This window comes from Embleya sp. NBC_00888 (assembly GCF_045207655.1).
In the GTDB taxonomy this organism is placed as follows: Bacteria; Actinomycetota; Actinomycetes; order Streptomycetales; family Streptomycetaceae; genus Embleya.
The window spans coordinates 6,939,519-6,964,117 of the sequence record NZ_CP108784.1 but is presented as its reverse complement, the minus strand read 5'-3'; the positions used below and the strand labels follow the sequence as shown (position 1 = coordinate 6,964,117).

Sequence of the window (24,599 nt, the reverse complement as noted above, 5' to 3'; positions counted from 1 at the left end):
GCCGGGCCCTCCGCCCGGCCACTCCCCCACGACCCGGGCACCGGTGCGCGAACCGGGCGCGGCAACGATCGGACCGACCACCCGCAGCGCCTTCGACCGCATCGCGCCCGCCTCGCCGTACGACCCGCGATCACCCGCCGCGGCGAATGGAACGGATCACCTGAAAGTACGACGAGTTTACGAAGAGGGATCCGGGTCGGGCTCGGCGGTCGGGCTCAAACCGGTCGAACAGGTGAAATGCCGGCGATCCGCGACCAGCGCCCAGGCGGCCACCACCAGCCCGGCCACGGCGACGAGCACGTACGCGTTGCCCACGATCAATTGCCAACCGTGCAGGTCCAACTCGGCGCCGTCACCGAACGGCACCGTCCACACGATCCCGCTCGGCAGCACCCCGGACACCCGGGCACGCTCCATCGGATAGGCCGCGGCGACCGCGAACACCGCCACGAGCACACCCCAGGGCGCCCGCGAGCGGGTACGCCGGACCCGGTCGGCGAGCACGATCACCAGCGGCAGCGCCCACACCCAGTGGTGCGTCCAGGAGATCGGCGACACCAGCAGCGCGGTCAGCGCGCAGAACCCCATCCCGGCCAGGGCCGCCCCGCGTCGCGCCGCCGCGACCGCGAGCGTCATGCCCACCGCCGCGACCAGGACCGCCAGCAGCGGCCACAACCATCCCGGCGGCGACTGCGCGCCGAACTGGCGGGTCACCGCGCCGTGCACGGACTGGTTGCCGGGGAACTGGGCCAGCCCGATCCGGGTGTCGTCCAGGAACAACCCGCCCCAGTAGTCCGCGCATTCGCGCGGCAGCACCGCGAACGCCGCCGCGAAGGTGCCGACGAACACCCCCAGCGCGGTCAGCCCCTCGCGCACGCGCCCGGTCAGCAGGAGGTACGGGATGAAGATCGCCGGGGTGAGCTTGAGCCCGGCCGCCAGACCGACGCCGACCCCGGTGAACCGCGCGCCGCGCGGGCGCGCGAAGTCGGCCAGCACCAGGACCAGCAGCAACAGGTTGATCTGCCCGAAGCGCAGGTTCTCCTGGACCGGCTCGGTCCACAACAGGGCGGCGGCGCCGAGCGCGGTCGCCCGTACCCGGTCGTCGCCGCGCAGGCCGAGGATCCCCCACGCGAGCCAGGTCGCCGTACCGAGCAACGCCAGGTTGCCCACCACCCCGAGCACCTCGACCGCGCCCCACGGCAACCACGCCAGCGGCGTGAAGGTCAGCCCGGCCCACGGCGTGTAGGTGAACGGCAGCCGCCCGGGCCGGATCGTGTACAGCTCACCGTGGCCGGCCAGCACGTCCACCCCGCCCTGGCGATAGACCTTCAGATCGCCCAGCCACCACATGTCGGCGGACCCGAAGGTGCCCAGCAGGAGATACGCGGTCAGCGAGCACGCGGCCACCGCGAGAGCCGTCCGGCGGGTCACCCCGCGGCGTTGACGGTGTCCGGCCGCAGGTGGGCCGGCATCGCGCACGCGGGAGTGCCGCCGGGCATGCGGTCACGGTTGTCCGCGACCAGCCGGTACACGCCGTGCGCGGCGATGCTCACCGGCTGCACGCGCAGCGCGGCACCGGCGAGGGCCCACGGGCCGCCGGCGTTCATGAACAGCTTGGCCACCGCGTGGTGTCCGCCGTAGACGGTGCCGATGGGGGTCACCCACAACACCTCGTGCTCGGCACGGTGCTGCTCGACCCCGAGCTCCTCCAACTCGGCGAACTGCCAGGCCACCACGTCGGCGTCGAACGGGATGTGTTTCCGCGCGAACTCCACCGACCGGGTACAAAAACCGCAGTCGCCGTCGTACACGAGAACCGGTCGTGCGCTCAAAGCTCTTCTCCTTGACAACAGCCGCTTGGATCCTGCCACCGGACCGACCCTGCCCACCGGGCCCGCCCACCGCGCCCGCGGCGGGTCCGCGCCCCCGGAACGCCGACCGACCCGGTCAGTCGACCGGCCAGGCGGCGGCCAACATCTCGCGGGTGTCCGCGAGCAGTTGCGGCAGCACCTTGGTGTGCCCGACCACGGGCATGAAGTTGGTGTCGCCACCCCAGCGCGGCACCAGGTGCTGGTGCAGGTGCGCGGCGATGCCGGCCCCGGCGACGTGGCCCTGGTTCATCCCGATGTTGAACCCCTGCGCACCGGACACCTTGCGCAGCGTGGCCATCGCGAGCTTGGTGAACCGGGCGAGTTCGATGGTCTCCGCGTCGTCCAGGTCGGTGTAGTCCGCGACGTGCCGATAGGGCACCACCATCAGGTGGCCACCGTTGTACGGGTACAGGTTCAGCACCGCGTAGACCTGCTCACCCCGCGCGACGACGAGCCCGTCGACATCGCTCAGCGCCGGAATCCGGCAGAACGGGCACCCGTCGTCGGGGGTCGGCCCCGACGGCTTGTTCTCACCCTTGATGTACGCCATCCGATGGGGAGTCCACAGCCGGGCAAAGGCATCCGGCCCCCCAACCCCATCCTGGATCTCGGGCTCGCTCGTCATGTCAGGAAGCATATGCCGTGGGCCGGGAGGGGCCGCGACCCGGTGACCGCGCGCTGTCGCACGATCCCGGGCCGCGGTCGGTGACACCACGTCAGATCTGGATGCGGTCCTGGACGGCCTTGACGATCTCGGCCACCGCGTCGTCGATCGGGACGCCGTTGTTCTGCTCGCCGCTGCGGTAGCGGAAGCTCACCGCGCCGGCCTGCGCGTCCTCGTCGCCCGCCAGGAGCATGTACGGGATCTTGAACTTGTTGGCGTTGCGGATCTTCTTCTGCATGCGGTCCGCCGAGTCGTCGATCTCGACCCGGATGCCGTGCGCCTTGAGCTTGGCCGCGACCTCTTCGAGGTAGGGGACGTGCTCCTCGGTGATCGGGATGCCGACCACCTGGACCGGCGCGAGCCACGGCGGCATCTTGCCCGCGTAGTGCTCCAGCAGGACCGCGAAGAAACGCTCGATCGAGCCGAACAGCGCACGGTGGATCATCACCGGCTGCTGCCGGGTGCCGTCGGAGGCGGTGTATTCCAGGTCGAAGCGCTCCGGCAGGTTGAAGTCGACCTGGATGGTCGACATCTGCCAGGTGCGGCCGATCGCGTCCTTGGTCTGGACCGAGATCTTCGGGCCGTAGAACGCGGCGCCGCCCGGGTCGTCGACGAGCTCCAGACCCTGCTTCTGCGCGGCCTGGCGCAGCGTCTCGGTGGCCTCGGTCCAGTTCTCGTCGGTGCCGATCGACTTCTCCGGGTCCCTGGTGGACAGCTCCAGGTAGAAGTCGTCGAGCCCGTAGTCGCGCAGCAGGTTCAGCACGAAGGTCAGCAGCGAGTCCAGCTCGTCCGCCATCTGGTCGCGCGTGCAGTAGATGTGCGCGTCGTCCTGGGTGAAGCCGCGGGCACGGGTCAGCCCGTGCACGACGCCCGACTTCTCGTAGCGGTAGACCGTGCCGAACTCGAACAGGCGCAGCGGGAACTCCCGGTACGAGCGTCCCCGGGCCCGGTAGATCAGGTTGTGCATCGGGCAGTTCATCGGCTTGAGGTAGTAGCTCTGGCCCTCGTCCAGCTCCATCGGCGGGTACATGCCGTCGGCGTACCAGTCCAGGTGGCCGGACAGCTCGAAGAGCTTGCCCTTGGTCGCGTGCGGCGTGTAGACGAACTCGTAGCCCGCCTCCTCGTGCCGGCGGCGCGAGTAGTCCTCCATCGTGCGGCGGATGATGCCGCCCTTGGGGTGGAAGACGGCCAGGCCCGAGCCGATCTCCTCGGGGATGGAGAACAGGTCCAGCTCGGCGCCGAGCTTGCGGTGGTCGCGCTTCTCGGCCTCCTCGAGGAAGGTCGTGTAGGCCTTGAGCTCGTCCTTGCTCGGCCACGCGGTGCCGTAGATGCGCTGGAGCTGCTTGTTCTTCTCGCTGCCGCGCCAGTAGGCGGCGGCGGAGCGCATCAGCTTGAACGCGGGGATGTTGCGGGTGGTGGGCAGGTGCGGGCCTCGGCAGAGGTCCTTCCAGCACAGTTCGCCGGTCTTCGCGTTCAGGTTGTCGTAGATGGTCAGCTCGCCGGCGCCGACCTCGGCGGAGGCGCCTTCGGCGGCCTCGGCGGCCGAGCCCTTGAGCCCGATCAGCTCCAGCTTGTACGGCTCGTCGGCCAGTTCGGCGCGCGCGTCCTCGTCGGTGGTGACCCGACGAGCGAAGCGCTGCCCCTGCTTGATGATCTCCTGCATCTTCTTCTCGATGCGCTTGAGATCGTCCGGGTGGAACGGCGTCTCGACGTCGAAGTCGTAGTAGAAGCCGTCCTTGATCGGCGGACCGATGCCGAGCTTGGCCTCGGGGAACAGTTCCTGGACAGCCTGCGCCATCACGTGTGCGGCCGAATGGCGCAGGATGTTCAGGCCGTCCTCGGAGCCGATCTCGACCGGTTCGATCTCATCGCCGTCGACCACGACGTACGCCAGGTCCACCAGCCGGCCGGCCACGCGCGCGGCGACCACCGAGCGGTCGCCTTCGAAGAGGTCGGCAGCCGTAGTGCCCGTGGTCACCACCCGCTCGTCCCGGTCCGGGTCGCGGCTGATGGTCACTCGGGCTTCGGACACCGTTCGTCTCCTGACGTGTGGTTGGCGTGTGCTGCAAGGCGAGCCGGCATCGCTCGCACACCGATGCTATCGAGCCGGGAGCGGGAACCTTGCCTCGGTTTCCCGACCCCGAGCGGGACCCGGCCCGGACCCGGCGCGCGTCGGTACGGCCGCCGGTGGAGACACCTGCACCGTCACGGCCCAGTCACGACGACGAAAGATCGCGCCCCGACTTCCCACAGGGTCCCTCGTTCAGGTGACAATAGGGCCCGTGACGCAACGGATGGCCTCGCTGGCAGTCCCGCTGCGGCCGGTGATCCGGCTGTTGGCCGGGGCTGCTCTGGCGTGCGCCGCGCTGCTCGGCAGCGCGTTCCCGATCCACGCCGAGTCGGTGCCCTCGACCGCCACGATCCCGACGGTGTGCCCGTTCCACCACACCGCGCACCAGGACCGGGACGGTGGCGGTCCGGACGACAAGGGCGACGGCTCGGGACGATGCGGCGACCGCACGCACGCGTGTGTACCCGCCACCGTTCCGCCGCTGCCGCCGGTGGTCGCGCCCGCGCCCAGTTCGATGCTCCCGCCGTGGTTGGCCGAACCGGACGCCCTCGGTATCGCGCTCGCGCCGACGCCCGCCAAGGACGCCCCCGATCTGACGGTGCTCTGCGTCAGTCGTACGTGATCCGCGCGGCACACCCTCGCACGGTCCACAAACGAATCCGGAATCGGAATAAGGCGGAGCCATGGGGCAACAGTCCCCCAACACCTCGAAGAAGCAGAGCAAGGCGCAGCGGTCCGCCCGGATGGCGGCGACCCGTGAGCGGGTGGCCGCTCAGCGCGAGCAGGAGCGCAAGGCCGCCAAGCGCCGCTCGGCGATCATCTTCACCGCCTCGGGCATCGCGGTCATCGCCCTGGTGGCGGGGCTGACCGCCGTGGTCATGTCCTCCGGCGACGACGACGGCGACAAGTCGAGCGCCTCGAACGTCATCGCCGACGTCAAGCCGGACCCCAGCGTCAAGAGCGACATAGTCGGGGTCAGCGCGTACACGGCGTCGCAGGGGCACATCGCCAAGCCCAAGGAGGTCACCTACAAGCAGATCCCGCCGGTCGGCGGCGAACACGACCCGGTCTGGCAGAACTGCGGGATCTACGACTCGCCGATACCGAACCGCAACGGGGTGCACTCGCTCGAGCACGGCACCGTGTGGCTCACCTACCAGTCCAACCTGCCCGCGGACCAGCTCGAGATCCTGAAGTCCAAGGTCAAGGGCAAGACGTACATGATGCTGAGCCCGTACGAGGGCCTGGACAAGCCGGTCGTCGCCTCGGCGTGGGGTCTGCAGCTCAAGCTGGACAACGCGAGCGACCCGCGTCTGGACCAGTTCATCAAGGCGTACAAGGAAGGCAAGCAGACCCCGGAGCCCGGCTCGCCGTGCACGGGTGGGGTCGGGAAGCCGACCTCGTGAGGCCCCGAGCACGGGTCGCGATGATCGTCGCGACCGGTCTGCTCGCGGTGCCGGCGCTGGCCGCGTGTTCGTCGGACGACTCGAACAAGCCGGCCGCGGCGACCACGCCCACCCGGTCGCTCGGTCCGGCGCCGGCCGCCGTGCCGAACCCGCCCGCCGACGACTCCGTCGACGCCGGGTTCGCGCGTGACATGCGCACGCACCACGCGCAGGCCGTGCAGATGGCGATGATGATCCGCGACCTGACGCAGGACGACGCGACGCGAAAGCTCGCGTACGACATCGCGCTGACCCAGCAGGAGCAGATCGGCCGGATGGCGTCCTGGCTCCAGATGTGGGGCCTGACGCTCGGTTCGACCCGGCCGGTCATGCAGTGGATGACGCCGGGCTCGATGCCGAACCACTCGGGGCACGGTACGCCGGCGGCCGGGGCGGACACCCAGTTGATGCCGGGCATGGCCACGCAGGCGCAGTTGGACCGGCTGGCGACGTTGCACGGCAAGGACGCCGAGGTGATGTTCCTCCAGCTGATGATCGCGCACCACGAGGCGGGGGTGGCGATGGCCCGCGAGGGTCAGACCCGCGCACAGGTGCAGCAGGTCCGGGATCTGGCGAACACGATGGTGGTGGGCCAGAGCTCGGAGATCGACCTGATGCGCTCGATGCTGACGGAGCGCGGGGCGGGGTAGTCGGGGCGGGACGGTCGGGGCGGACGGTCGGATGGACCGAACCGGCCCCGAGACGAGTGGGGCGCGGGATCGATGGTGATCCCGCGCCCCACTGTCGCTCGTTCCGCCGTTTCTCAGACCTCGACGGTGGTGGCGGTCGTCTCGCCGGCGTGCCGCCGGCGGCGGACCTCGCGCACGACACGTGCCGGCACGCCCACGATCAGCGGTACGGAGGCGCCCAAGGCTATCCCGCCGAGGGCCACGAACAGCGGACTGTCCTGGACGATGCGGCCGGCCAGCGTGCCGACCGTCATCGCGTACGACACCGAGATGGTCGCCCCGACCAGGGTCGCCGCGCGGAACTGCGGCCGCGGGTAGCCCAGTCGGCCGGCGAGCATGTTCACCGCGGTCCGCCCGCCGGGCAGGAAGCGGGCCGCGATCAGCGCGGACATCCCGCCCTTGGCCAGCGCGTTGCGGGCCAGATCCATCGCCTTCTGCCGGCGCGGCCCCAGCACGGCGTCGCCCCCGCGACGCAGCCGTGCGCGGCCCACCGCGTAGGCGCACTGATCCCCGATGAACGCGCCGACCCCGGCGGTCAGCAGTACCAGAACGATGTACCGGAGGTCACCGTCCGCGACCGCCGCGGCGGCCATCACGAGTTCGTCACCGGGCACGATCGGAAGCACGGCGTCGATGGAAACGATCAGCGGCATCGCGAGCCAAAGCCAGGGAGAGAACAGCAGTCCGGTCCCGGCGCCGGTCACTGGTGTACCCCCGTGCACGCGCAGCGGATCGGTAGACAGGTATCGGTCACCGGGAGATCATCGCGCGATCCCCCATCCGGCGGAACATCGGGTCATGGTCACCACCGCTCACGTGACGTGATACGGCCCGAAAAACACCCATCTCAGAGCCCATCCGCCCGAAAATCTCACCCATCAATGTGTCGACTTCCCGACATCGACACCACACGTTCGGCCCAACACCCCACCCCACCCGACCCACACTCCAACACCCAAGAACCAACTCCCCCACCCGGCACCCAACTCGGCTCGACCGGCTCCCAAAAAGCAACCCACCGCCGGCCCCCAACTCGGCTCGACCTGCCCGCAAGGCCAAAATCAGCCCGGCCGGCGCTTGAGGCCAACCCAACCCCACCAACACCCAAGCCCAACCGGCATCACCAGCCCGGCCGACGCTTGAGGCCACCCCAAGCCCACCAACACCCAAGCCCAGCCAAGAATCCAACCAGCCCGGCCGGCGCTTGAGGCCACCCCCACCCGCGACGCTTCACGAGGAGCACCGCTCAACCAACGTCGTCGGCAACACCACAGACGCCGCGCCCACCCCACCCCCGATCCGATCCAGCAACAGCCGCGTCATCAACCGCCCTTGCTTCGCCACGTGTTGCCGCACCGTGGTCAGCGAAGGCTCCGCCCATCCCGCGACGTCCGCGTCATCGAACCCGACGACCGCCACGTCCTCCGGAATTCGCCGACCCGCCTCCCCCAACATCGCCATCGCCCCGACCGCCATCAGGTCCGACGCCGCGAACACCGCGTCCAGGTCCGGATCCTCGGCCAACAGCGTGCGCATCGCCGCCGCCCCGCCCGCCCGACTGAAGTCGCCGTGCGCCACGAGCGGGCGCCCCGGTACCGCGTCCAGGTAGCCGCGCAGCCGGTCCACCCCCGCACACATGTCCTGCGGTCCGGCAATGGTCGCGATCCGCCGCCGCCCACGCACGCTCAAATGCTCGATCGCCGCACGCGCGCCGCCCACATTGTCCGCGTCGACGTAGACGAAGTCGGCGTCCGGCCCCAACGGCCGCCCACCCACCACCACCGGCATCCCGGCACCGTGCAGCCGCCCCGCCAGCGAGTCGTCGCCGTGCAGCGACACCAGCAGCGCCCCGTCCACGTGCCCGCCACGCAGATACCGCTCCAGCCGATCCTGCTGCTCGATGGTGCGCACCATCATGAGCACCAACTGATGGTCCGTATCCGCCAGTTCCGCACCCACCGAACGCACGATCGCCGACAGGTACGGATCGCCGAACAACCGCGTCTCCGGCTCCTGGACGACCAGCGCCACCGAGTCGGTGCGCCGAGTGACCAGCGTGCGAGCCGCCCGGTTGGGCACGTACCCGGTCCGCGCGATCGCCGCCTCGACCACCTCGCGCACCCGAGGGCTGACCTTGGGCGAGCTGTTGATCACCCGCGAGACGGTGGCACGGGACACCCCGGCCACCGCCGCCACCGTCTCCAGGGTCGGCGGCTCGGCCGCCGAGGCGACCTTGCTCCGACCGTCAGTCCTGGTCAATGCTCCCCATTCCGTCCGAGGCTGGATCGGCCCCGAGCACCCGATTGTCGGCGATCACCGCCGCGTACCAGCGTGCGCTGCGCTTGGGTGTACGCCGACCGGTCGCGAAGTCCACGTGCACGATGCCGAAGCGCTTCGCGTATCCGTACGCCCACTCGAAATTGTCCAACAGGGACCACACGAAGTAGCCCCGAACATCCACCCCGTCGTCGATCGCCCGGCCCACCTCCGCGACATGCGCCGCGATGTAGGCCGTACGTTCGACGTCCTCGATCGCGCCCGTCGCGTCCATCCGGTCCTCGTACGCCGCGCCGTTCTCGGTCACCATCAGCGGCAGCCCCGGCGCCTCGGCTCGCAACCGGGTCAGCACGTCGTACAGCCCGCTCGGGTCGATCCCCCAGCCCATCGCGGTGCGCTCGCCCGGCGCCTGCGCGAACCGCACGTCCGCGCACGCGGGCCACGGTGAGTACGCGCTCGCGCCGTGGCCGTCGTCGCGAGGCGCGGCGGCTCGGCCGACCTCGGTGACACCGTCCTCGGCTCCGCCCACCAGCAGTGGCGTGTAGTAGTTCACCCCGAGCATGTCGATCGGCCGGGCGATCTCGGCGAGGTCACCGTCCCGGACGAACGCCCAGTCGGTCACCGAGGCGGTGTCCCGAAGCACGTCCGCCGGATACTCGCCGCGCAGCAGCGGGCCGACCTGGATCCGGTTGGCCAGGCCGTCCACCCGACGCACGGCGTCCAAGTCCGCCGGCCGGTCCGAAAGGGGCCGTACCGCCGCCGGGTTGAGGGTGATCCCGATCCGATGCCCGGTCGGCAGTTCGGCCCTGAGCGCCCCGACACCGAGCCCGTGCGCGAGCAACAGGTGATGGTTCGCGCGCAGGGACAACTCCTGGTCGGTCGACCCCGGCGCGTGCACGCCCGATCCGTATCCCAGGAACGCGGAGCACCAGGGCTCGTTGAGCGTGGTCCAGTCGCGCACTCGGTCACCGAGCCGCGCCGCCACCACCCGCGCGTACTCGGCGAATCGGGCCGAGGTGTCGCGCGCGCCCCACCCGCCCGCGTCCTGGAGCGCCTGGGGCAGGTCCCAGTGATAGAGCGTCGCGTACGGATCCACGCCGTGCGCGAGGAGTTCGTCCACGAGACGGTCGTAGAAGTCCAGCCCGGCCGCGTTGGCCGGGCCACTCCCGGTGGGCAGGACCCGCGCCCAGGCGATGGAGAACCGGTAGGCCCCCAGGCCGAGTTCGGCCATCAGGGCGACGTCCTCGCGATAGCGGTGATAGTGATCGGTGGCCACATCGCCGGTGTCGCCGGCGTGTACCCGGCCGGGGATCCGGCTGAAGGTGTCCCAGATCGACGGCGCTCGACCGTCCTCGGCCGCGGCCCCCTCGATCTGATAGGCGGCGGTGGCGGCGCCCCAGACGAATCCGGGTGGAAAGCCGCCGTCGAGCCGGGTCGACAGCGCCGGTCGGGCGGTCAGGGCGTGGTCGGTCATGATGGGAATTCCTTTCCTCGATGGCTTCGTCGGCTCGATGGCCTCATCGGCTCCGATGGCCTCGTCGGCTCGTGGCCTCGATGGCGTCGGCTGTGGTCAGCCCTTGACCGCGCCCTGCATGATGCCGCCGACGATCTGCCGGCCGAGCAGGCCGAAGACCACCAGGACGGGCAGCGTTCCCAGCAACGTTCCGGCGAGGATGATCGACTGGTCGTGCACGTAACCCCCGCCGAGCGAGTTGATCGCGACCTGCACGGTGGGATTGCTCGACGACAACGCGATGATCGGCCAGAAGAAGTCGTTCCACGTGGTCATGAAGGTGAGCAGACCGAGCACCGCCATCGCCGGGCGGGCGATCGGCACGACGATCGACCAGAAGATCCGCGCGTAGGACGCGCCGTCCACCCGGCCGGCCTCGATCAGTTCGTCGGGCAGCGCCTCCAGCAGGTACTGCCGCATGAAGAACACGCCGAACGCGGTGACCAACGTGGGCAGAATGACGGCTTGCAACTGGTTCACCCACTGCAACTTCGCCATGATCATGAACAGCGGAATCAACCCGAGTTGCGGCGGGATCATCATCGTCGCGACCGTAATCCCGAGCAGGATGCCGCGCCCCCGGAACCGCAGCTTGGCGAAGGCGAATCCGGCCAGCGTCGAGCACAGCACGGTGCCGGCGGCGACGGTGGCCGACACGATCGTCGAGTTGATCAACGCCTGGACGATGTCGGCCTCGTCGAGCGCCTTGCCGAAGTTGGAGAACAGGTTGCCACCCGGCGTGAGGGGCGGCGGTACGTGGTTGATGTCGGCATTGCTGCGCGTGGCGGCGACGATCGACCAGTAGAAGGGGAACACCGAAAGCAGGGTCGCGAAGCCCAGGATCACGTATACGAGGGGCCCGCCGTGGAGTTGACGCGAGTGCCTGGATCGGCGAGTACGGCCTCGCCCCGTCCGCGGTGCGGGCGTCGCTGGGCCGTGCGATCGCCGGTCGGTGGGATGCGGCGGAGGGGCAACGGATGTCCCTGTCGTACCTGCCATGTCAGCGGCCCTCCCGGATTTCGCGGCGCGAGCGGCTCCTGGAGACAAGCGCGTTGACCCCGATGACGAGAAGAATGATCAGGAACGTCGTCCACGCGATCGCGGATGCCTTGCCGAGCGCGTAGTTGCTCCACCCGGTCTCGTACATGTAGAGCCCGATGGTCTGGTACTGGTGGGAGGCCCCACCGCGTACACCGATCGGTCCGCCCTGAAGCAGCAACGGCTCGGCGAAGATCTGCATCGCACCGATCGTCGAGACCACGACGGTGAACACGATCGTCGGCCGCAGTCCGGGAATGGTCACGTGCCGGAACTGGTGCCAGGACTTCGCCCCGTCCAGCGCGGCGGCCTCGTAGCGATCGTGCGGAATGGCCTGCATCGCGGCGAGATAGATCAGCGTGTTGTAGCCGACCCAACGCCAGGTGACGATGGTGGAGATGGCGATCTGCGACGTCCAAGTGCCGTTGTACCAGTCGACGTTGTCGACGCCGAACAGGCCGAGGAACCAGTTGACCATGCCGTAGTCACGCCCGAACAGGCCGCCGAACACCAGCGTCGCGGCGGCGACGGACGTCGCGTAGGGCATCAGGATCGCAACCCGGAAGAAGGTCCGCCCGCGCAGCCGCCGGTTGAGCAGATGCGCCAGGCCGAGCGCCATACACAGCTGCGGCACGGTCGAGATCACGCCGATGGTGAAGGTGTTGCGCAGCGCCTTCCAGAAGAACCGGTCGTGCCAGAGGTTGGTGTAGTTCTCCAGGCCGAGCCAGGTCATCTCGTCCGGGTTCTGCAGGCGAACGCGGTGCAGCGAGATATAGCCCGTGTAGAGGAGCGGGAACAGCCCGAAGGCGATGAAGAGGACGAAGAAGGGAGCAACGAAGGCGTAGGGCGACGCGGTGTTGGCACGTCGTCGCCACATTTGACGGGTAGTCAGGAGTGAAGTGGGCGGCTGGGGGCGTGAGTCGGGCCGGAGATCCGGTGGGGGCTCGGGACGAGATCGGGATCCGGGTCGAAGTCGGGATCGGGCTTCACGAGCGGGGGGTGGTGCCGCCATCGGGATCACTCCGGGCCGGGTGAGGTGGGTGGGCGGGCGTGGGGGTGACCCGACCGAGGAGGGACGGTCGGGCCACCGAAACGGGTGACCCGGAGAGGCGGGTCCGATACGGCGTCACGGTCGCCGGCTGCCCTGCCGCCGGCACGGGCCTCGGCGCGGGCCTTGATGCGAGCCGTGGTGCCGGCCGTCGCACGAGCCTGGTGCGGACCCGGGCCTGGTGCGAGGTTCGGTGCCCCGCGCGGACGCCGCGGGTCGTGGCCGGCACGGGCACCGCGGGTCGTGGCCGGCACGGCGCCGGAGTCCGTGGCCGGCGTGGCGCCGGAGTCCGTGGCCGGCTGTCGGCGCCGTTGCGGGTGGTCGCCGTCAGCTGGCGAGGGCGTTCTTGACCGCGTCGCGCGCCTGCTTCCACGCGTCGTCCGGCTTGACTCCCTGTGCCTCCACGGAAGTCAGCGCGGTGGTGATGTTCTCCTTGATGTCGTTGTGCCGAACTCCGGTGACCTGCACGGGCATCCGCTCCGCGGCCGTGCTGAAGATCGCGCCGATCGGCGCATTGTTGAAGTAGGGATCCGTGGTCGCCTTGACGCTTTCGATCGCGCCGGTCTTGGACGGGAAGTTCCCCTGCTTCTGGAACATCTTGGTCTGCTGCTCGGGCGCGGTGAGCCAGGCGACCAGTTCCGCGGCTTCCTTGTGGTGCTTGCCGCCCTTGGGAATGGCGAGGTATGAGCCACCCCAGTTGCCGGTTCCACCGGGGCCGGGAGCGACATCCCACTTGCCCTTACCCGCGTCACCGGCCTGAGTCTTGATGTACCCGATCATCCACGCCGGGCACGAGAGCGACGCGAAGCCGTCGGCCGCGAACGCCTGGTTCCAGTCGCTCTGGAACTGCTGCAACGTGGCGGACAGTTTGCCGTCGGCAGCCTGGGTGGCCAGGTCCCACGCGTGCTTCACGGTCGGGTTGGTGTCGTAGATCGGCTTGCCGGCCTGGTCGTAGTAGGACTCCTGCTGCTGCCCGATGATCGCGTTGTACAACCCGGTCACACTGTCCAGGTAATGCGTCTTCTTCGGGGCGTTCGCCTGGAACTGCCGCCCCAGTTCGACGTATCCCTCCCACGTCGACCAGCGCCGTGCCAACTCCTCCCGATCGGTGGGCAGTCCGGCCGCCTTGAACAGGTCGCTGCGGTAGCAGATCGCCATCGGCCCGGTATCGGTCCCGGCCCCCAACACCTTCCCGTCGGCGGTGGTCGCCGCCTTGCTCTTCCAAGGCAGGTACTGGGCGTTGCCGGCGGACAGGCCCAGCGAGTTCAGATCCACCCACTTGTCGGCCTGGTTCTTCACGACGTCGGCGATCCGCCCGACCTCGATGCCCTGAATGTCGTCGATCCCACCCCCACCGGCAAGCCGAGTCTGCACGGTACGCCAGTAGTCCTCCTCCTTCTCGGTGTCGTGCTGAACGATCTTGATGCCCGGATGCGTCTGCTGATACTCGGCATACAGCCCGGCCTCCTCGAAGCCGAACGTCCCGAACAGCCCGACATTCAGGGTGACTTTGCCATCCCCCGAACCGGACCCCCCACCGTCCCCACACCCGGCGAGCCCACCCCCGACCAACAACACGGCACACAGCGCCGCCACCGCTCTGACCCGACCACGAACGTGACGCGTACGCATGAACGACCTCCTGAAGATGTGCATCCGAAAAGCAAGATCTCCACCCCCACCGCCGCCGCCCGAACGCAATGGCGAAGGAGCACAACCCACGGCGGTGCGGCGGTGCGGCGGTGCGGCGGTGCGGCGGTGCGGCGGTGCGGCGGTGCGGCGGTGCGGCGGTGCGGCGGTGCGGCGGTGCGGCGGTGCGGCGGTGCGGCGGTGCGGCGGTGCGGCGGTGCGGCGGTGCGGCGGTGCGGCGGTGCGGCGGTGCGGCGGTGCGGCGGTGCGGCGGTGCGGCGGTGCGGCGGTGCGGCGGTGCGGCGGAACGAATCACGGGCAGCACAAGTCACGCAGTATCGGAGCGCCGAAACCTGAACAGTGAGAGCGCTCTCACAACCTGCACAGGAGCCTGTCCTCCCCAAGCACCCCTGTCAATACTTCAATCCCTGAACACACCACCCCGACAACCCACCCCACACCTAAAACTCCTGAACCCACACGCCCGCCCACCGCCCGACGCCCGCTCGCCTCAAGAGTTGCCGAAGCGGCAGTGTCGGAGCCGCGGTGTGGAATACCCGTGACACGTATCGCCTGGCAGCCGCGAAGGAGACCCTCATGGCGCTGCTCGACGACTTCGGCGACCCCCTTGTTGCCGCCTTCACTGTGGAGAACACGCCTGAACGAACCGCTCCTCACCACTACGACGTGGTACTCGCTTCGGCAGGCGGGGGCACAGGCGTGGCACGAAATCGGGACTACACGCAGGCACTCGAGCTCCTGCTTCGCCGACTCGGCGCCCTGCACGGCCATCTCCTCGACGCCGCGGTCGACAGCCGAGACACCGCACGCAAGAAGCTCTCCCTGGAGCAACGGCGCGTGCTCTCGCCGGACTGGGGCATCGTCGACTTGTACACCGTCAACGACTTCAAGGGGCTGCGTCTGGCCCTGACGCGTCCACAGAAGGAAATCGGGGCGAAGCCGGGTTCGAAGGGATCAAATGAACGCCGGCGGCTTCGACTCACGGTGAATGTCCCCGCGGTCGAGAGCGCCGAGCACCTCGAACAGGTCCTCAATCACCCGGAAACCGTCGAGCCAGCAAGCGGTACCGAGACCGGAATCGACGGAACCGGTGTCGGTGTCGGTGATGCTCCTCCGCCCTCACCCTTTCGAACGGGCGGGCCCGAATCACAAGATGATGGTGGGCGGTCTCGAGGCCAGGGTCGCTCGGCCGACAGTGCCGCGAATCGCGCTGTCGAGACGCGAGCCATGCAGCTGGCCGAGGATCGATACCGTGCGGAAGGCTGGACGGTGGACGTGGTCGCGAACACCAGCAGTTGGGACCTCACGTGCCGCAAGGACGGCGCCGAAAAGCACGTCGAGGTCAAGGGGATGACCGGCACCCCGCAGGGGATCCACCTGACGGCCAACGAAGTCAAGCACGCACACTCCTGCACGCACTCCGCCCTGTACATCGTTCACGGAATCGTGCTGCACCACTCCGACGACGATGTCACCGCCGATGGCGGCACGGAACTGCGCTGGGATCCCTGGATCATCGATCTCGACCGCGCCAAGCCGACCCAGTACCGCTATGACCTGGTCGGCCTCGACATCGACGAGTGATCCGAAAGTCGTCACCGCCAGGCGCCGGCAGTTGGGCTCGCAAGTGCGGTTTCGGAGCGGGCGCGGTGTGAAACGTGGCAGAGCCCCGGATCATTTTCATGATCCGGGGCTTTGACCCGGGTGGGCGATACTGGGATCGAACCAGTGACCTCTTCGGTGTGAACGAAGCGCTCTCCCGCTGAGCTAATCGCCCGGGCGCAGGGAGAACATTACCGCATGGGTGGGGGAGGTCGCGCCCACCCTCCTCCGGGCGCGTGGGGCCGGGCGCCGGGCACCTCCTGGTGGTGGCCCGGCGGCCGGGCGGGGTCAGAAGGGGAGGGCCATTCCGTACTTCCACAGGTACAGGGCCACGGCTGCGGCGATCAGGATGAGGCCGATCGCGAGCATGATCATGTTGCGGCGGCGGGTCTTGGGGTCCAGGGCTCGGTTGGCGGCCTTGGTGACCTTGTCCTTGGTCCACAGGAGGGTGCGTTGGGCCCAGACGAACTCGGTGCCCAGGACGGCCAGGCCGAGGAAGATGACCGCCCAGCCGGGGCCCGGGAGCGGGAGCATGATGATGCCGCCGACGATGATCGCGAAGCCGATGACGGCGACGCCGATCTGCCAGGTCATGTGCAGTGGCTTCGAGCGCTTGATGAATGCGGGTGCGCGGGAGCCGAATGGTTTCGCCTGCTTGCCGGCCGGGTCGCTCGGGGCGTCCTGGTCCGCGGCGGGTTCCCGTGTGGCGTGCGCGCTGTTCTCCGCGACCCCCGTGTCCATCGTTGGCCTTCCTCTCTCGTCGTACCGGCCGTCGTTCACCGGGCACCTCCGTCTGGCCTGCGGCCGGAGCCGACCATGGCTCGGCCTGGCTTGACAACGCTACAAGGGGGCAGACGTTCGGTGCAGGCCCGAGGGTGCGGAGCGGGTCCGCTCGTGGCATGAACTGAACGCCTGTTCCCTTCCGGAAATCATGCGGGCGAACGTTACACCTCCGCATCGCTCTTAAGGAGTACCCAGACGCCCGTATATCGGGCAGAGACGTTTACAAGAGGTCCGCAGGTGGGATGTTGCGAACGCCGACGTGCGAATCCCCGAGCGCACACTGAGCGAAAGGCCATGGCGCTTATGAACACCACGGTCAGCTGTGAGCTGCACCTGCGCCTCGTCGTCTCGAGCGAGTCTTCATTGCCAGTCCCCGCGGGACTGCGCTATGACTCGTCGGACCCGTACGCCGTGCATGCGACCTTCCACACGGGTGCCGATGAGACGGTCGATTGGGTCTTCGCCCGCGACCTTCTCGCGGACGGGCTGCGTCAGCCCTCCGGCACCGGCGACGTTCGTGTGTGGCCCTCCCGGAGCCACGGACAGAGCATCGTCTGCATCGCCCTCAGTTCGCCGGAGGGTGAAGCCCTGCTCGAAGCGCCCGCTCGGGCGCTGGAGTCGTTCCTGAAGCGTACGAACGCTGCCGTCACCCCCGGCAACGAGCATCGCTTCTTCGACCTCGACCGGGAACTTTCGCAGATCCTCGCCGAGAACTGAGCTCCCGGAACGGCGGGCACGCCCCTGTCCGCAGCGCCGGGTACGTACGTCACCGCTCCGCCGCACCCACCGTCCACAAGGTGGGGGCGGCGGAGCGTTTTCACGTCCTGTTACGGGACATCCGTCCACCTCTCTCCCGGCCGCCGCGACCGCTCGCGACCGCCGGACGAGTGAATCGAACACACCGAGCGATCGGTCGGTCCGAATACGTACACGATCCGCACATGGTGCAAAGAAAGCGCGCAGTCGAACACATTTTCCGGCATCGGCATCGGTCGTCGACAACGCGCGTGGGAATGCGTTCACATTCACCACCCCGGGGCGTGGCCTGTTGTGCACAGCGCGTGTTTCCCGGTCTCTCCGGTAACCCACGCCAACCGGCGGTAATCCGCAAATCGGGATTCCCCGACTTCAGATCCCGCGCTTGCGCAACAGTTCCTCGATCTCCGCGAACTCGTCGTCGACCGCACCGCGCGCCGCGCGCCGCGAGCGTGGAGCGGCGGCCGGCTTGGGCTGTTGGCTGCGGGGCAGAGCGCCCCCCGCGCCGGTCCCGCCGGTGAGCGCGGACAGGTCCGAAGAGGCGGCCGTGCCGCTCGAGTCCGGGTTCTTTCGACCGCCGATCATCCGGGCGATCATCAGCAGCATCACGGCGAACGCGAGGATCGCGACGCCGCCCCACGCCTTGATCCCGAAGGCGAGGTCGGTCGCCCAGTCGGCGGCCGCGCTGCCCACCCGGCGGCTCAGCGTGGCCAGACCGGTCAGGTACAGGCCGATCGGGAACAGCGCCGCGGCGGTCCACCGCGTCGCTGTCAGGAAACGTCGTTGGCGAGCCTTCTGTACCGCGATGACCAGGCCGAGACCCGTCAGCGCCATGCACAAGGCGCCGGTCACCACATCTGCGCCGGACATGCGCTCGGCCTCCTCGTTCGCAGCTTGTTCGCAGCTTCGTTCACAGCGTTCGACTTTCGAGGCGTTCGAAGCCTCGAGGCATCGGTCCTCCCCCCATCGTCGCCGCCTCCGCCCCCGGACGCCACGATCGGCGGTCGGTTCGGTACTCGGGGAGGACACCGACCGATCCATCTCCTCCCCGTGGAGTACACCCAGGATCAGGGATGTACCCCACCCTCACAGGATGGGTTTCCCCCAATAACGCGTGCGCGGCGCGAATCCCGCCGCCGTGCAGGCCTTCGTGTGGGTGTCGTCGGAGAGGTCGATGGCCATCTCGTGCAGGCCCTGGCTCGCCGTCACGTGGCCGGCCGCGCGGAGCAGCGTCGCGGTGGCCTCCGGGTTCGGCGCCGTCAGCGCCAGGATGACGCCGTGCGCCACCCACACGCCCGCGCCGTCGCCCAGTGTGTACGGCGCGGGCGCGGTGGGGTGGTCCAACCGGGCCTGCGCCCGGGCCTGCGCGGCGGGGGCGGCCCAGCCCGACGCGCGCAGGCTCGCCGCGTACCGATGCAACTCCGCGGCGCACCACTCCTCGCGTTCGTCGGTGTCCATCATCCGCACACCGGACGGCAGGCCGGTGGCGCGTACGCCGGCCGCGAGTCGGCGGCTGTCGGGGGCGTAGCCCAACGCCTGCACGAGGCCGGTCGCCGCCCGGTTGCCCTCGGGGACGGCCGCCGCCATCCGGGTGCACCGCCGGCCGCGCATGATCTCCTCGGCCGCGAGCATCGCGACGCACGCGTGGCCGCGGCGGCGGCGGGACGGCAGCACCTGGATGTGCAGGATCCATCCGGTGCCGACACCCCACGGGCCCAGTGGGGTCAGGTGCACGCCGCCGACGGCTCGGCCGTTGGCACAGATCGAGTACACGCCGTCACGGCCGGGTCCGGCCGGTCGCAAAGTGGTCGTCATCGGGTGCCCCCGCCTTCCCGGGCGCAGCGCCCCGTTACCGGCAGTGCTGCCCGCACGCGGACCCGGCCAACCTGGCCGGGCCGTGCGGGGTGATCACGGGTCGATGTCGGCGGCGGCGCGGGCCGCGAAGATCTCCATCGCCTTGCGGGTGAGCGGTCCGGGGGCGGCCAGGGTGTGCTCGTCGATTCGGTGTACGGCCTGGATGTCGCGCAGCGACGAGGTCAGGAACACCTCCTCGGCGTCGGCGAGCACGGCCGGCGGTACGTCGATCTCCTCGGCCCCGACCCACTCCAGCACCAACGCGCGCGACACGCCGGCCAGACAGCCGGCCGACAGCGGCGGGGTGACCACGCGGCCGTCGAGTACGACGAACACGTTCGAACCCGTGCCCTCGCACAGGTTGCCCGCCGTGTTCGCGAACAGCGCCTCGCTCGCGCCGCGTTCGGCGGCGTACGCGAGCATCACCACGTTGTCGGCGTAGCTCGTGGTCTTGAGCCCGGTGGTCGGCGCGTGCTCGTTGCGCGTCCACGGGACGGTGACCACGGCCGTGCTCTTGCCGCGGGTCTTGGCCGCGGCCAGGGCCACCACCAGGGTCGGCTCGGCGTCGCCGCGCTCGGAGCCCAGCGGCGACCGGCCGCCCGTGTAGGTGATCCGCAGCCGGCCGATCCCCGGCAGCGGGTTGGCCGCCAGCACCTCGGCGCACGCACGGCGGATCAGGTCCGGGTCCGGCGCGGGCAGCCCGAGACCGCGCGCGGAGCGGGCCAGCCGGTCCAGGTGCCGGGTGACCGCGAAGGCCTGCCCTCCGCTCGCCTTCATCGTCTCGAAGACGCCGTCGCCCACGGTCAGGCCGTGGTCGTCCACCCGAACCACCGCGTGCTCGTCGTCGACGAGGCGATCGTTCAGCCAAATCCTGCTCATGCGCCCTCCGAGGCGTCGCGCGGGCCGTGCACATCGTTCATGTCGTACGGGTCGTACGGGTGCTACTCCGGTCCCGGCGGGTCCTCCCACCCGGGAGCGTGATCCCGCGCGCCCGGAACGTGGTCCCGCGCCGCCACCGCGAGCAGGTTGCGGGCCTTGAGCTCGGTCTCGTCCCACTCGCGCTGCGGGTCCGAGTCGTACGTGATGCCCGCGCCCGTGCCGAAGTGCAGTCGGCCGTCCCGAACGAAGAAGCTGCGTATGCCCACCGCGAGCGAGCCCTCGCGGCGGTCCGCGTCGACCCAGCCGATCGCGCCGCAGTACGGGCCGCGCGGAACCGGTTCGAGTTCCTCGATGATCCGCAACGCGCTGCTCTTGGGCGCGCCGCTGACCGAACCGGGCGGGAAGGTCGCGGCGAACAGCTCCGGCCAGCCCACCCCCGGGGCCAACGTGCCCGCGACGGTGGAGACGAGGTGGACCAGGCCCGGGTGCTTCTCGACCACGCACAGGTCGGGCACGGTGACCGAGCCGATCGCGCTCGCCCGGCCGAGGTCGTTGCGGACCAGGTCCACGATCATCACGTTCTCGGCGTAGTCCTTGGGCAGCAGGTCGGCCTCGGTACGGCCGGTGCCCTTGATCGGGCCGGACCAGACCCGGTCGCCGGCCCGGTGCAGATAGAGCTCGGGAGACGCGCACGCGACGTGCACATCGTGGTCGGGCAGCCGGATCACTCCCGCGTACGGGGCGGGGTTGCCGTGCGCGAGCAGGCCCGCGAGGCCGACGATGTCGGCGCCCTCGGGCAGCGGCGCGCCGAGCAGGCGACACAGGTTGACCTGGTAGACGTCGCCCGCGGCGATGTACTCGCGGATCCGGCGCACTCCGGCGCGGTACGCCTCGGCGCCGAGCGAGTCGGTCCAGGTGTGGGCGGGCGGGCCGATCCACGGCGCGGGCGGCAGCGGGGCCGGTCGTACCTCGTCGAAGCGTGCGCACAGCAGGTCGCCCTCGAAGTCGGCGACGACGGCCCAGAACCCGTGCGAGTCCAGCGCGGCCGGGTCCCGCGTGACATCACGCAGGCCGGTGGCCAAGCGCCCGCCGAGGTGGGCGAGAGGGGGTGGCTGACTCACTGGTTCGTTCCGGGGGTCGCGACCGCGGCACCTGTGGAGGATCGGCGCGCGGATCAGATCGTCCATTGTAGAAGGCCGTCCCCGCGTCCGTGGCGGGCCGTCCCGAGGCTCCGAGCCGCCCGCGCGCGGCGGCCGGAAAGGGTCCGCGCACCCGCACCGGACGCGGCCGGAACTACCCCGAAACGATTCCGCGTTCCCGCGTGCCGGTCGGGCACGGCATGATGCGGCACGGTGGGTAGGAACCCGGCAGCCCCGAGTCCGGCGACCGCACCTCCCCGGTCGGTTCGCCCCGACCCGTCGAAGTCTCCACAGCACCACGCGATCGAAGGACGTTCATCCGTGCACTGTTCCGCCTGCGACACCTGGTCTACGCGGGCCGACCGCTGTTCGTACTGCGGCGCCGTCCCGGCCGCTGCCGCATCGCAGCAGCCCGGCGCCGGGTCGGCCCCCGCGGGCACCGGGCCCGCCACGGCTCCAGCGGCGCCCATCCCGCTGGATCCGTACGCCGCGCCGGCGCCCGCGCCCGCTCCGACCGGCGTGTACACCGGTGTCTATCCGCACGCGCCCGGACAGTTCGCGCCGCAGGCCCCCTACGGCATGCCGGGGGCGTATCCGGTCTCGCCGTACGCCGGCTGGCTGCCGCAGCCGTTTCGCGCGTTGCGCGGCCTCGCCGTGACGTTGTACATCCTGCTGCCGCTGTCGGCGGTGTTCGCCGGGCTGTGCGCGGCGGCGTTCCTCCACCGCGCGGACGTCCTGCGGCAGATCGCCGACGCCGGTGAACTCGGCATGACGGACGCGTTGCGGACGAAGGCCGAGGACGCGGACGGGCTCGTGGCCGCGGCGACCACGTTCCTCGTGTTGTCGATGATCGCGACCGCGGTGCTGTTCATCATCTGGATGTACCGGGCCCGCGCCAACGTGGACCTGTTCGGCCCCTCGAAGCAGCACCTGTCCACCGGATGGGCGATCGGCGGCTGGCTGGTACCGGTGGTCAGCCTGTGGTTCCCCAAGCTGATCCTGCACGACGTGTGGCGCGCGAGCGACCCGCGGACCGCCGAGCGCGGCGGCCGGACTCCCGGCCGCCTGCCGCTGCTGTGGGCGTGGTGGGTGTTGTTGGTGGCGTCCGGAGTGCTGTTCTTCGCGAGCCGGCTGTCCTACCCGCTCGACGAGGACATCGAGCTGTCCGACGCCGACCGGCTGCGCACCATCGACATCCTGTCCGGCGTCGCGGACCTCGTACTGGTCCTGGCCGCCGTCGCGGCGATCTTCGTGGTCCGGAAGATCACCACCTTCCAGCACGAGCGCGAGGCGCTGGCGTTCGCGTCGGGTCTGATCCCCGGCGGCGTTCCGGGCGGCATGCCGGGGATGCCCGGGATGACGGCCGGGTTCCCGACCGGGGCGCCCACGCCGTGGGCGGCCTATCCGGCGCAGGCGCCGACCGGCCGGTACTTGGCGCCGCCGGTGCCGCCGGCTCCCGGAATGCCGGGCGATCCGCCGGTACCGCTGGCGCCGAATGTGGTGGCCTCGGGTCCGGAGACTCCGGCCGCGGCTCCGGGCATTGCCGCACCTGCCACGCCTGCCGCATCGGAGACTCTGGTTGCTCCGGTCGTACCGGTCACTCCCGACGTTCCGGTCTCGTCCGACGCTCCGGCTTCGTCTGGTACTGGTACCCCGGCTTCGCCCGATGCTTCGGACTCGGCCGACGCGACGACCGTCCTGCCGGTCGACGGCGTACCGCCGGCCGCGCCCGCCAAGCGCATGCCGCCGCCCCGGCCCGCCGCGGCGCCGACGGCTGGGATGGGGGTACCCGTCGAGGCGCCCACCCTAGCCGCACCGGAGGAACCAGTGTCCCTGACCAAGCCGGCCGAGGCTGCGGAGGAGGAGGCCGCTGCCGAGGGCGCGGGCGTATCTGCTGCCGAGGGCGAGACCGAAGCCAAGTCCGAGGCCGAGGCCGCGAACAGGACCGAGAACACCGAGGACGAGGCCGAGCGCGAGAACGAGGCCGAGAGCGAGGCGGAGCCCGAGACCGGGCCGGCTCCGTCTCCGGAAGCCGCAGCCGACGACGACGAACCCCAAGCCCAAGCCGAAACCGTCGCCGAAGCCACGCCGACCGCACCGCCCGTCGCCGACTCCACACCGGACGCCGCCAACGACCGGGTCGAAGCCGACCGGGTCCCGTCCCTCGCTCCGACCACCGAACTCCCCCAGGTGCCCGCCCAGGCCCCGGCCCAAGCCGACCGCGTCCAGGACGCGCCCTCGGCGGCACCGACCGACGAAACCGAGAACACCGAGAATTCCGACGGCTCCGACGGCTCCGACGGCACCGTGGACGCGGCAGCCGAACCGGCCCCCTCCGGCGAGCGCCGCGGCTGACCCGAGCACACCTGTCGCAGGCCCGTCGCGAGCCCGTCGCGACGGGTCGACAACCCGTCAAGTGCCCGTCAAGCGCCCGTCGGAGATCATCGGAAGAACATCGGGAGACCGTCGAGGAGACGTCCGGGGCATCCCGGCAGCCTCCGGCAGCCCCTCGACGGCCCACCCGAAGACGCCCCGAAGGCCGGTTCGAACCCTGGTGGTTCGGGCCGGCCTCGGTCGTTTTCGCAGGTTGCGCGGGTCGCGCGGCGGGGTCCGCGGGGAATCGGTTTTTGTGATGGCCCTCGGATCCGCTAAAGTTCTCAACGTCGCCGGGACGCGGAAACGCAACCCGGGCCGACATGCGGACGTGGCTCAGTTGGTAGAGCATCACCTTGCCAAGGTGAGGGTCGCGAGTTCGAATCTCGTCGTCCGCTCGGAAGAAGTAGAGGAATGTGGTGGGCAACCACTATGGTTCCTTCACTTGGTGGAGTGGCCGAGAGGCGAGGCAACGGCCTGCAAAGCCGTCTACACGGGTTCAAATCCCGTCTCCACCTCCAAGAGACCCCGAGGCTCCGTGCCGAAGGTGAACTTCCCGCGCGATTAGCTCAGCGGGAGAGCGCTTCCCTGACACGGAAGAGGTCACTGGTTCAATCCCAGTATCGCGCACGCCGCACAACCGAACACGCATCACGGGTCACCCGCAGTACGCGGTACGCAGTACCCCCGCGCGATTAGCTCAGCGGGAGAGCGCTTCCCTGACACGGAAGAGGTCACTGGTTCAATCCCAGTATCGCGCACGCCGCACAACCGAACACGCATCACGGGTCACCCGCAGTACGCGGTACGCAGTACCCCCGCGCGATTAGCTCAGCGGGAGAGCGCTTCCCTGACACGGAAGAGGTCACTGGTTCAATCCCAGTATCGCGCACCAGCAGTATCGAAGGGCCGGAAGATCTCGATCTTCCGGCCCTTCGACGTTGGGG

Annotated in this window: 21 protein-coding genes and 6 tRNA genes; 11 read left to right on the top strand and 16 right to left on the bottom strand. The window is 69.9% G+C overall.

Features of this window, described 5'->3' with window-relative positions:
- Positions 1–177 precede the first annotated feature (177 nt).
- The 4 genes from OG948_RS29500 to thrS all read right to left on the bottom strand — a co-directional run bounded on the left by OG948_RS29500 (position 178) and on the right by thrS (position 4,567).
- Entirely contained in the window at positions 178–1,431 is a 1,254-nt protein-coding gene (locus OG948_RS29500) for a glycosyltransferase 87 family protein (RefSeq protein ID WP_406299355.1), read from the bottom strand.
- Positions 1,428–1,832 (bottom strand): thiol-disulfide oxidoreductase DCC family protein, encoded by a 405-nt coding sequence (locus OG948_RS29495; protein ID WP_406299354.1) that lies wholly within the window; start codon positions 1,830–1,832, stop codon positions 1,428–1,430. The genes OG948_RS29500 and OG948_RS29495 overlap by 4 nt, the downstream gene beginning before the upstream one ends.
- A gap of 115 nt (positions 1,833–1,947) precedes the next feature.
- Positions 1,948–2,508 carry an HIT family protein gene (locus OG948_RS29490; RefSeq protein ID WP_406299353.1) on the bottom strand — a complete coding sequence of 187 codons (561 nt, stop codon included), beginning with the start codon at positions 2,506–2,508 and terminating at the stop codon, positions 1,948–1,950.
- 79 nt (positions 2,509–2,587) lie between these two features.
- Positions 2,588–4,567 carry a threonine--tRNA ligase gene (thrS, locus tag OG948_RS29485; protein ID WP_406299352.1) on the bottom strand — a complete coding sequence of 660 codons (1,980 nt, stop codon included), beginning with the start codon at positions 4,565–4,567 and terminating at the stop codon, positions 2,588–2,590.
- Positions 4,568–4,817: 250 nt separating this feature from the next.
- Here thrS and OG948_RS29480 point away from each other — a divergent pair, with 250 nt between their 5' ends.
- The 3 genes from OG948_RS29480 to OG948_RS29470 all read left to right on the top strand — a co-directional run bounded on the left by OG948_RS29480 (position 4,818) and on the right by OG948_RS29470 (position 6,701).
- Entirely contained in the window at positions 4,818–5,228 is a 411-nt protein-coding gene (locus OG948_RS29480; protein WP_406299351.1) for a hypothetical protein, read from the top strand.
- A gap of 61 nt (positions 5,229–5,289) precedes the next feature.
- Positions 5,290–6,012, top strand: a complete 723-nt coding sequence (locus tag OG948_RS29475) for a DUF3105 domain-containing protein (protein ID WP_406299350.1) — start codon at positions 5,290–5,292, stop codon at positions 6,010–6,012.
- Positions 6,013–6,032: 20 nt separating this feature from the next.
- Positions 6,033–6,701 (top strand): DUF305 domain-containing protein, encoded by a 669-nt coding sequence (locus OG948_RS29470; RefSeq protein ID WP_406299349.1) that lies wholly within the window; start codon positions 6,033–6,035, stop codon positions 6,699–6,701.
- 113 nt (positions 6,702–6,814) lie between these two features.
- Here OG948_RS29470 and OG948_RS29465 read toward each other — a convergent pair whose 3' ends face one another.
- The 6 genes from OG948_RS29465 to OG948_RS29440 all read right to left on the bottom strand — a co-directional run bounded on the left by OG948_RS29465 (position 6,815) and on the right by OG948_RS29440 (position 14,248).
- On the bottom strand, positions 6,815–7,444 hold the full coding sequence (locus tag OG948_RS29465) for a DedA family protein (RefSeq protein WP_406299348.1): 630 nt from the start codon (positions 7,442–7,444) through the stop codon (positions 6,815–6,817).
- Between the two features lie 526 nt (positions 7,445–7,970).
- The gene (locus OG948_RS29460) at positions 7,971–8,999 is read right to left on the bottom strand and encodes a LacI family DNA-binding transcriptional regulator (RefSeq protein ID WP_406299347.1); all 1,029 of its coding nucleotides are present in this window, start codon (positions 8,997–8,999) and stop codon (positions 7,971–7,973) included.
- A complete protein-coding gene (locus OG948_RS29455) occupies positions 8,986–10,491 on the bottom strand; it encodes a glycoside hydrolase family 1 protein (protein WP_406299346.1) in 1,506 nt (501 codons plus the stop codon). The genes OG948_RS29460 and OG948_RS29455 overlap by 14 nt, the downstream gene beginning before the upstream one ends.
- Before the next feature lie 96 nt (positions 10,492–10,587).
- Entirely contained in the window at positions 10,588–11,529 is a 942-nt protein-coding gene (locus tag OG948_RS29450; RefSeq protein WP_406299345.1) for a carbohydrate ABC transporter permease, read from the bottom strand.
- Between the two features lies 1 nt (position 11,530).
- Positions 11,531–12,445 (bottom strand): carbohydrate ABC transporter permease, encoded by a 915-nt coding sequence (locus OG948_RS29445; protein WP_406299344.1) that lies wholly within the window; start codon positions 12,443–12,445, stop codon positions 11,531–11,533.
- Positions 12,446–12,943: 498 nt separating this feature from the next.
- Positions 12,944–14,248, bottom strand: coding sequence for an extracellular solute-binding protein (locus OG948_RS29440; protein ID WP_406299343.1), 1,305 nt, complete (start codon positions 14,246–14,248; stop codon positions 12,944–12,946).
- A 594-nt stretch (positions 14,249–14,842) separates the two neighbouring features.
- Between OG948_RS29440 and OG948_RS29435 the strand changes: the two genes are divergently transcribed.
- A complete protein-coding gene (locus tag OG948_RS29435) occupies positions 14,843–15,850 on the top strand; it encodes a protein NO VEIN domain-containing protein (RefSeq protein WP_406299342.1) in 1,008 nt (335 codons plus the stop codon).
- 121 nt (positions 15,851–15,971) lie between these two features.
- Here the strand turns inward: OG948_RS29435 and OG948_RS29430 are convergent.
- Together OG948_RS29430 and OG948_RS29425 are read right to left on the bottom strand one after the other, a co-directional pair.
- Positions 15,972–16,043 (bottom strand) — tRNA-Val (locus tag OG948_RS29430).
- 113 nt (positions 16,044–16,156) lie between these two features.
- On the bottom strand, positions 16,157–16,609 hold the full coding sequence (locus tag OG948_RS29425) for a TIGR02611 family protein (protein WP_395872040.1): 453 nt from the start codon (positions 16,607–16,609) through the stop codon (positions 16,157–16,159).
- Between the two features lie 345 nt (positions 16,610–16,954).
- Between OG948_RS29425 and OG948_RS29420 the strand changes: the two genes are divergently transcribed.
- A complete protein-coding gene (locus tag OG948_RS29420; RefSeq protein ID WP_161356292.1) occupies positions 16,955–17,368 on the top strand; it encodes an SsgA family sporulation/cell division regulator in 414 nt (137 codons plus the stop codon).
- Positions 17,369–17,779: 411 nt separating this feature from the next.
- On the opposite strand, the gene OG948_RS29415 is transcribed toward OG948_RS29420, so the two are convergent.
- The 4 genes from OG948_RS29415 to OG948_RS29400 form a co-directional block, all read right to left on the bottom strand.
- Positions 17,780–18,277 carry a hypothetical protein gene (locus OG948_RS29415; RefSeq protein ID WP_406299341.1) on the bottom strand — a complete coding sequence of 166 codons (498 nt, stop codon included), beginning with the start codon at positions 18,275–18,277 and terminating at the stop codon, positions 17,780–17,782.
- Positions 18,278–18,493: 216 nt separating this feature from the next.
- Positions 18,494–19,222, bottom strand: coding sequence for a GNAT family N-acetyltransferase (locus OG948_RS29410; protein ID WP_406299340.1), 729 nt, complete (start codon positions 19,220–19,222; stop codon positions 18,494–18,496).
- 93 nt (positions 19,223–19,315) lie between these two features.
- Positions 19,316–20,140, bottom strand: coding sequence for an aminotransferase class IV (locus OG948_RS29405; protein WP_406299339.1), 825 nt, complete (start codon positions 20,138–20,140; stop codon positions 19,316–19,318).
- 62 nt (positions 20,141–20,202) lie between these two features.
- Complete coding sequence (locus OG948_RS29400) at positions 20,203–21,261, bottom strand: chorismate-binding protein (protein WP_406299338.1); 1,059 nt, start codon at positions 21,259–21,261, stop codon at positions 20,203–20,205.
- A 339-nt stretch (positions 21,262–21,600) separates the two neighbouring features.
- Here OG948_RS29400 and OG948_RS29395 point away from each other — a divergent pair, with 339 nt between their 5' ends.
- From OG948_RS29395 to OG948_RS29370, 6 genes are all read left to right on the top strand, one after another.
- Positions 21,601–23,634, top strand: coding sequence for a DUF4328 domain-containing protein (locus OG948_RS29395; protein WP_406299337.1), 2,034 nt, complete (start codon positions 21,601–21,603; stop codon positions 23,632–23,634).
- 343 nt (positions 23,635–23,977) lie between these two features.
- A tRNA-Gly gene (locus OG948_RS29390) sits at positions 23,978–24,050 on the top strand.
- A gap of 49 nt (positions 24,051–24,099) precedes the next feature.
- Positions 24,100–24,173: transfer RNA gene (locus OG948_RS29385), tRNA-Cys, on the top strand.
- Between the two features lie 37 nt (positions 24,174–24,210).
- A tRNA-Val gene (locus OG948_RS29380) sits at positions 24,211–24,282 on the top strand.
- Positions 24,283–24,341: 59 nt separating this feature from the next.
- Positions 24,342–24,413, top strand: a tRNA-Val gene (locus OG948_RS29375).
- Positions 24,414–24,472: 59 nt separating this feature from the next.
- Positions 24,473–24,547: transfer RNA gene (locus OG948_RS29370), tRNA-Val, on the top strand.
- Positions 24,548–24,599: the final 52 nt, after the last annotated feature.

Excerpts from the sequence above, each read along its gene's own strand:
- OG948_RS29490 (WP_406299353.1), bottom strand. The coding sequence starts at position 2,508 with ATGCTTCCTGACATGACGAGCGAGCCCGAGATCCAGGATGGGGTTGGG.
- OG948_RS29475 (WP_406299350.1), top strand. The coding sequence starts at position 5,290 with ATGGGGCAACAGTCCCCCAACACCTCGAAGAAGCAGAGCAAGGCGCAG.
- OG948_RS29470 (WP_406299349.1), top strand. The coding sequence starts at position 6,033 with ATGATCGTCGCGACCGGTCTGCTCGCGGTGCCGGCGCTGGCCGCGTGT.
- OG948_RS29455 (WP_406299346.1), bottom strand. The coding sequence starts at position 10,491 with ATGACCGACCACGCCCTGACCGCCCGACCGGCGCTGTCGACCCGGCTC.
- OG948_RS29450 (WP_406299345.1), bottom strand. The coding sequence starts at position 11,529 with ATGGCAGGTACGACAGGGACATCCGTTGCCCCTCCGCCGCATCCCACC.
- OG948_RS29445 (WP_406299344.1), bottom strand. The coding sequence starts at position 12,445 with ATGTGGCGACGACGTGCCAACACCGCGTCGCCCTACGCCTTCGTTGCT.
- OG948_RS29440 (WP_406299343.1), bottom strand. The coding sequence starts at position 14,248 with ATGCGTACGCGTCACGTTCGTGGTCGGGTCAGAGCGGTGGCGGCGCTG.
- OG948_RS29435 (WP_406299342.1), top strand. The coding sequence starts at position 14,843 with ATGGCGCTGCTCGACGACTTCGGCGACCCCCTTGTTGCCGCCTTCACT.
- OG948_RS29425 (WP_395872040.1), bottom strand. The coding sequence starts at position 16,609 with ATGGACACGGGGGTCGCGGAGAACAGCGCGCACGCCACACGGGAACCC.
- OG948_RS29420 (WP_161356292.1), top strand. The coding sequence starts at position 16,955 with ATGAACACCACGGTCAGCTGTGAGCTGCACCTGCGCCTCGTCGTCTCG.
- OG948_RS29415 (WP_406299341.1), bottom strand. The coding sequence starts at position 18,277 with ATGTCCGGCGCAGATGTGGTGACCGGCGCCTTGTGCATGGCGCTGACG.
- OG948_RS29410 (WP_406299340.1), bottom strand. The coding sequence starts at position 19,222 with ATGACGACCACTTTGCGACCGGCCGGACCCGGCCGTGACGGCGTGTAC.
- OG948_RS29405 (WP_406299339.1), bottom strand. The coding sequence starts at position 20,140 with ATGAGCAGGATTTGGCTGAACGATCGCCTCGTCGACGACGAGCACGCG.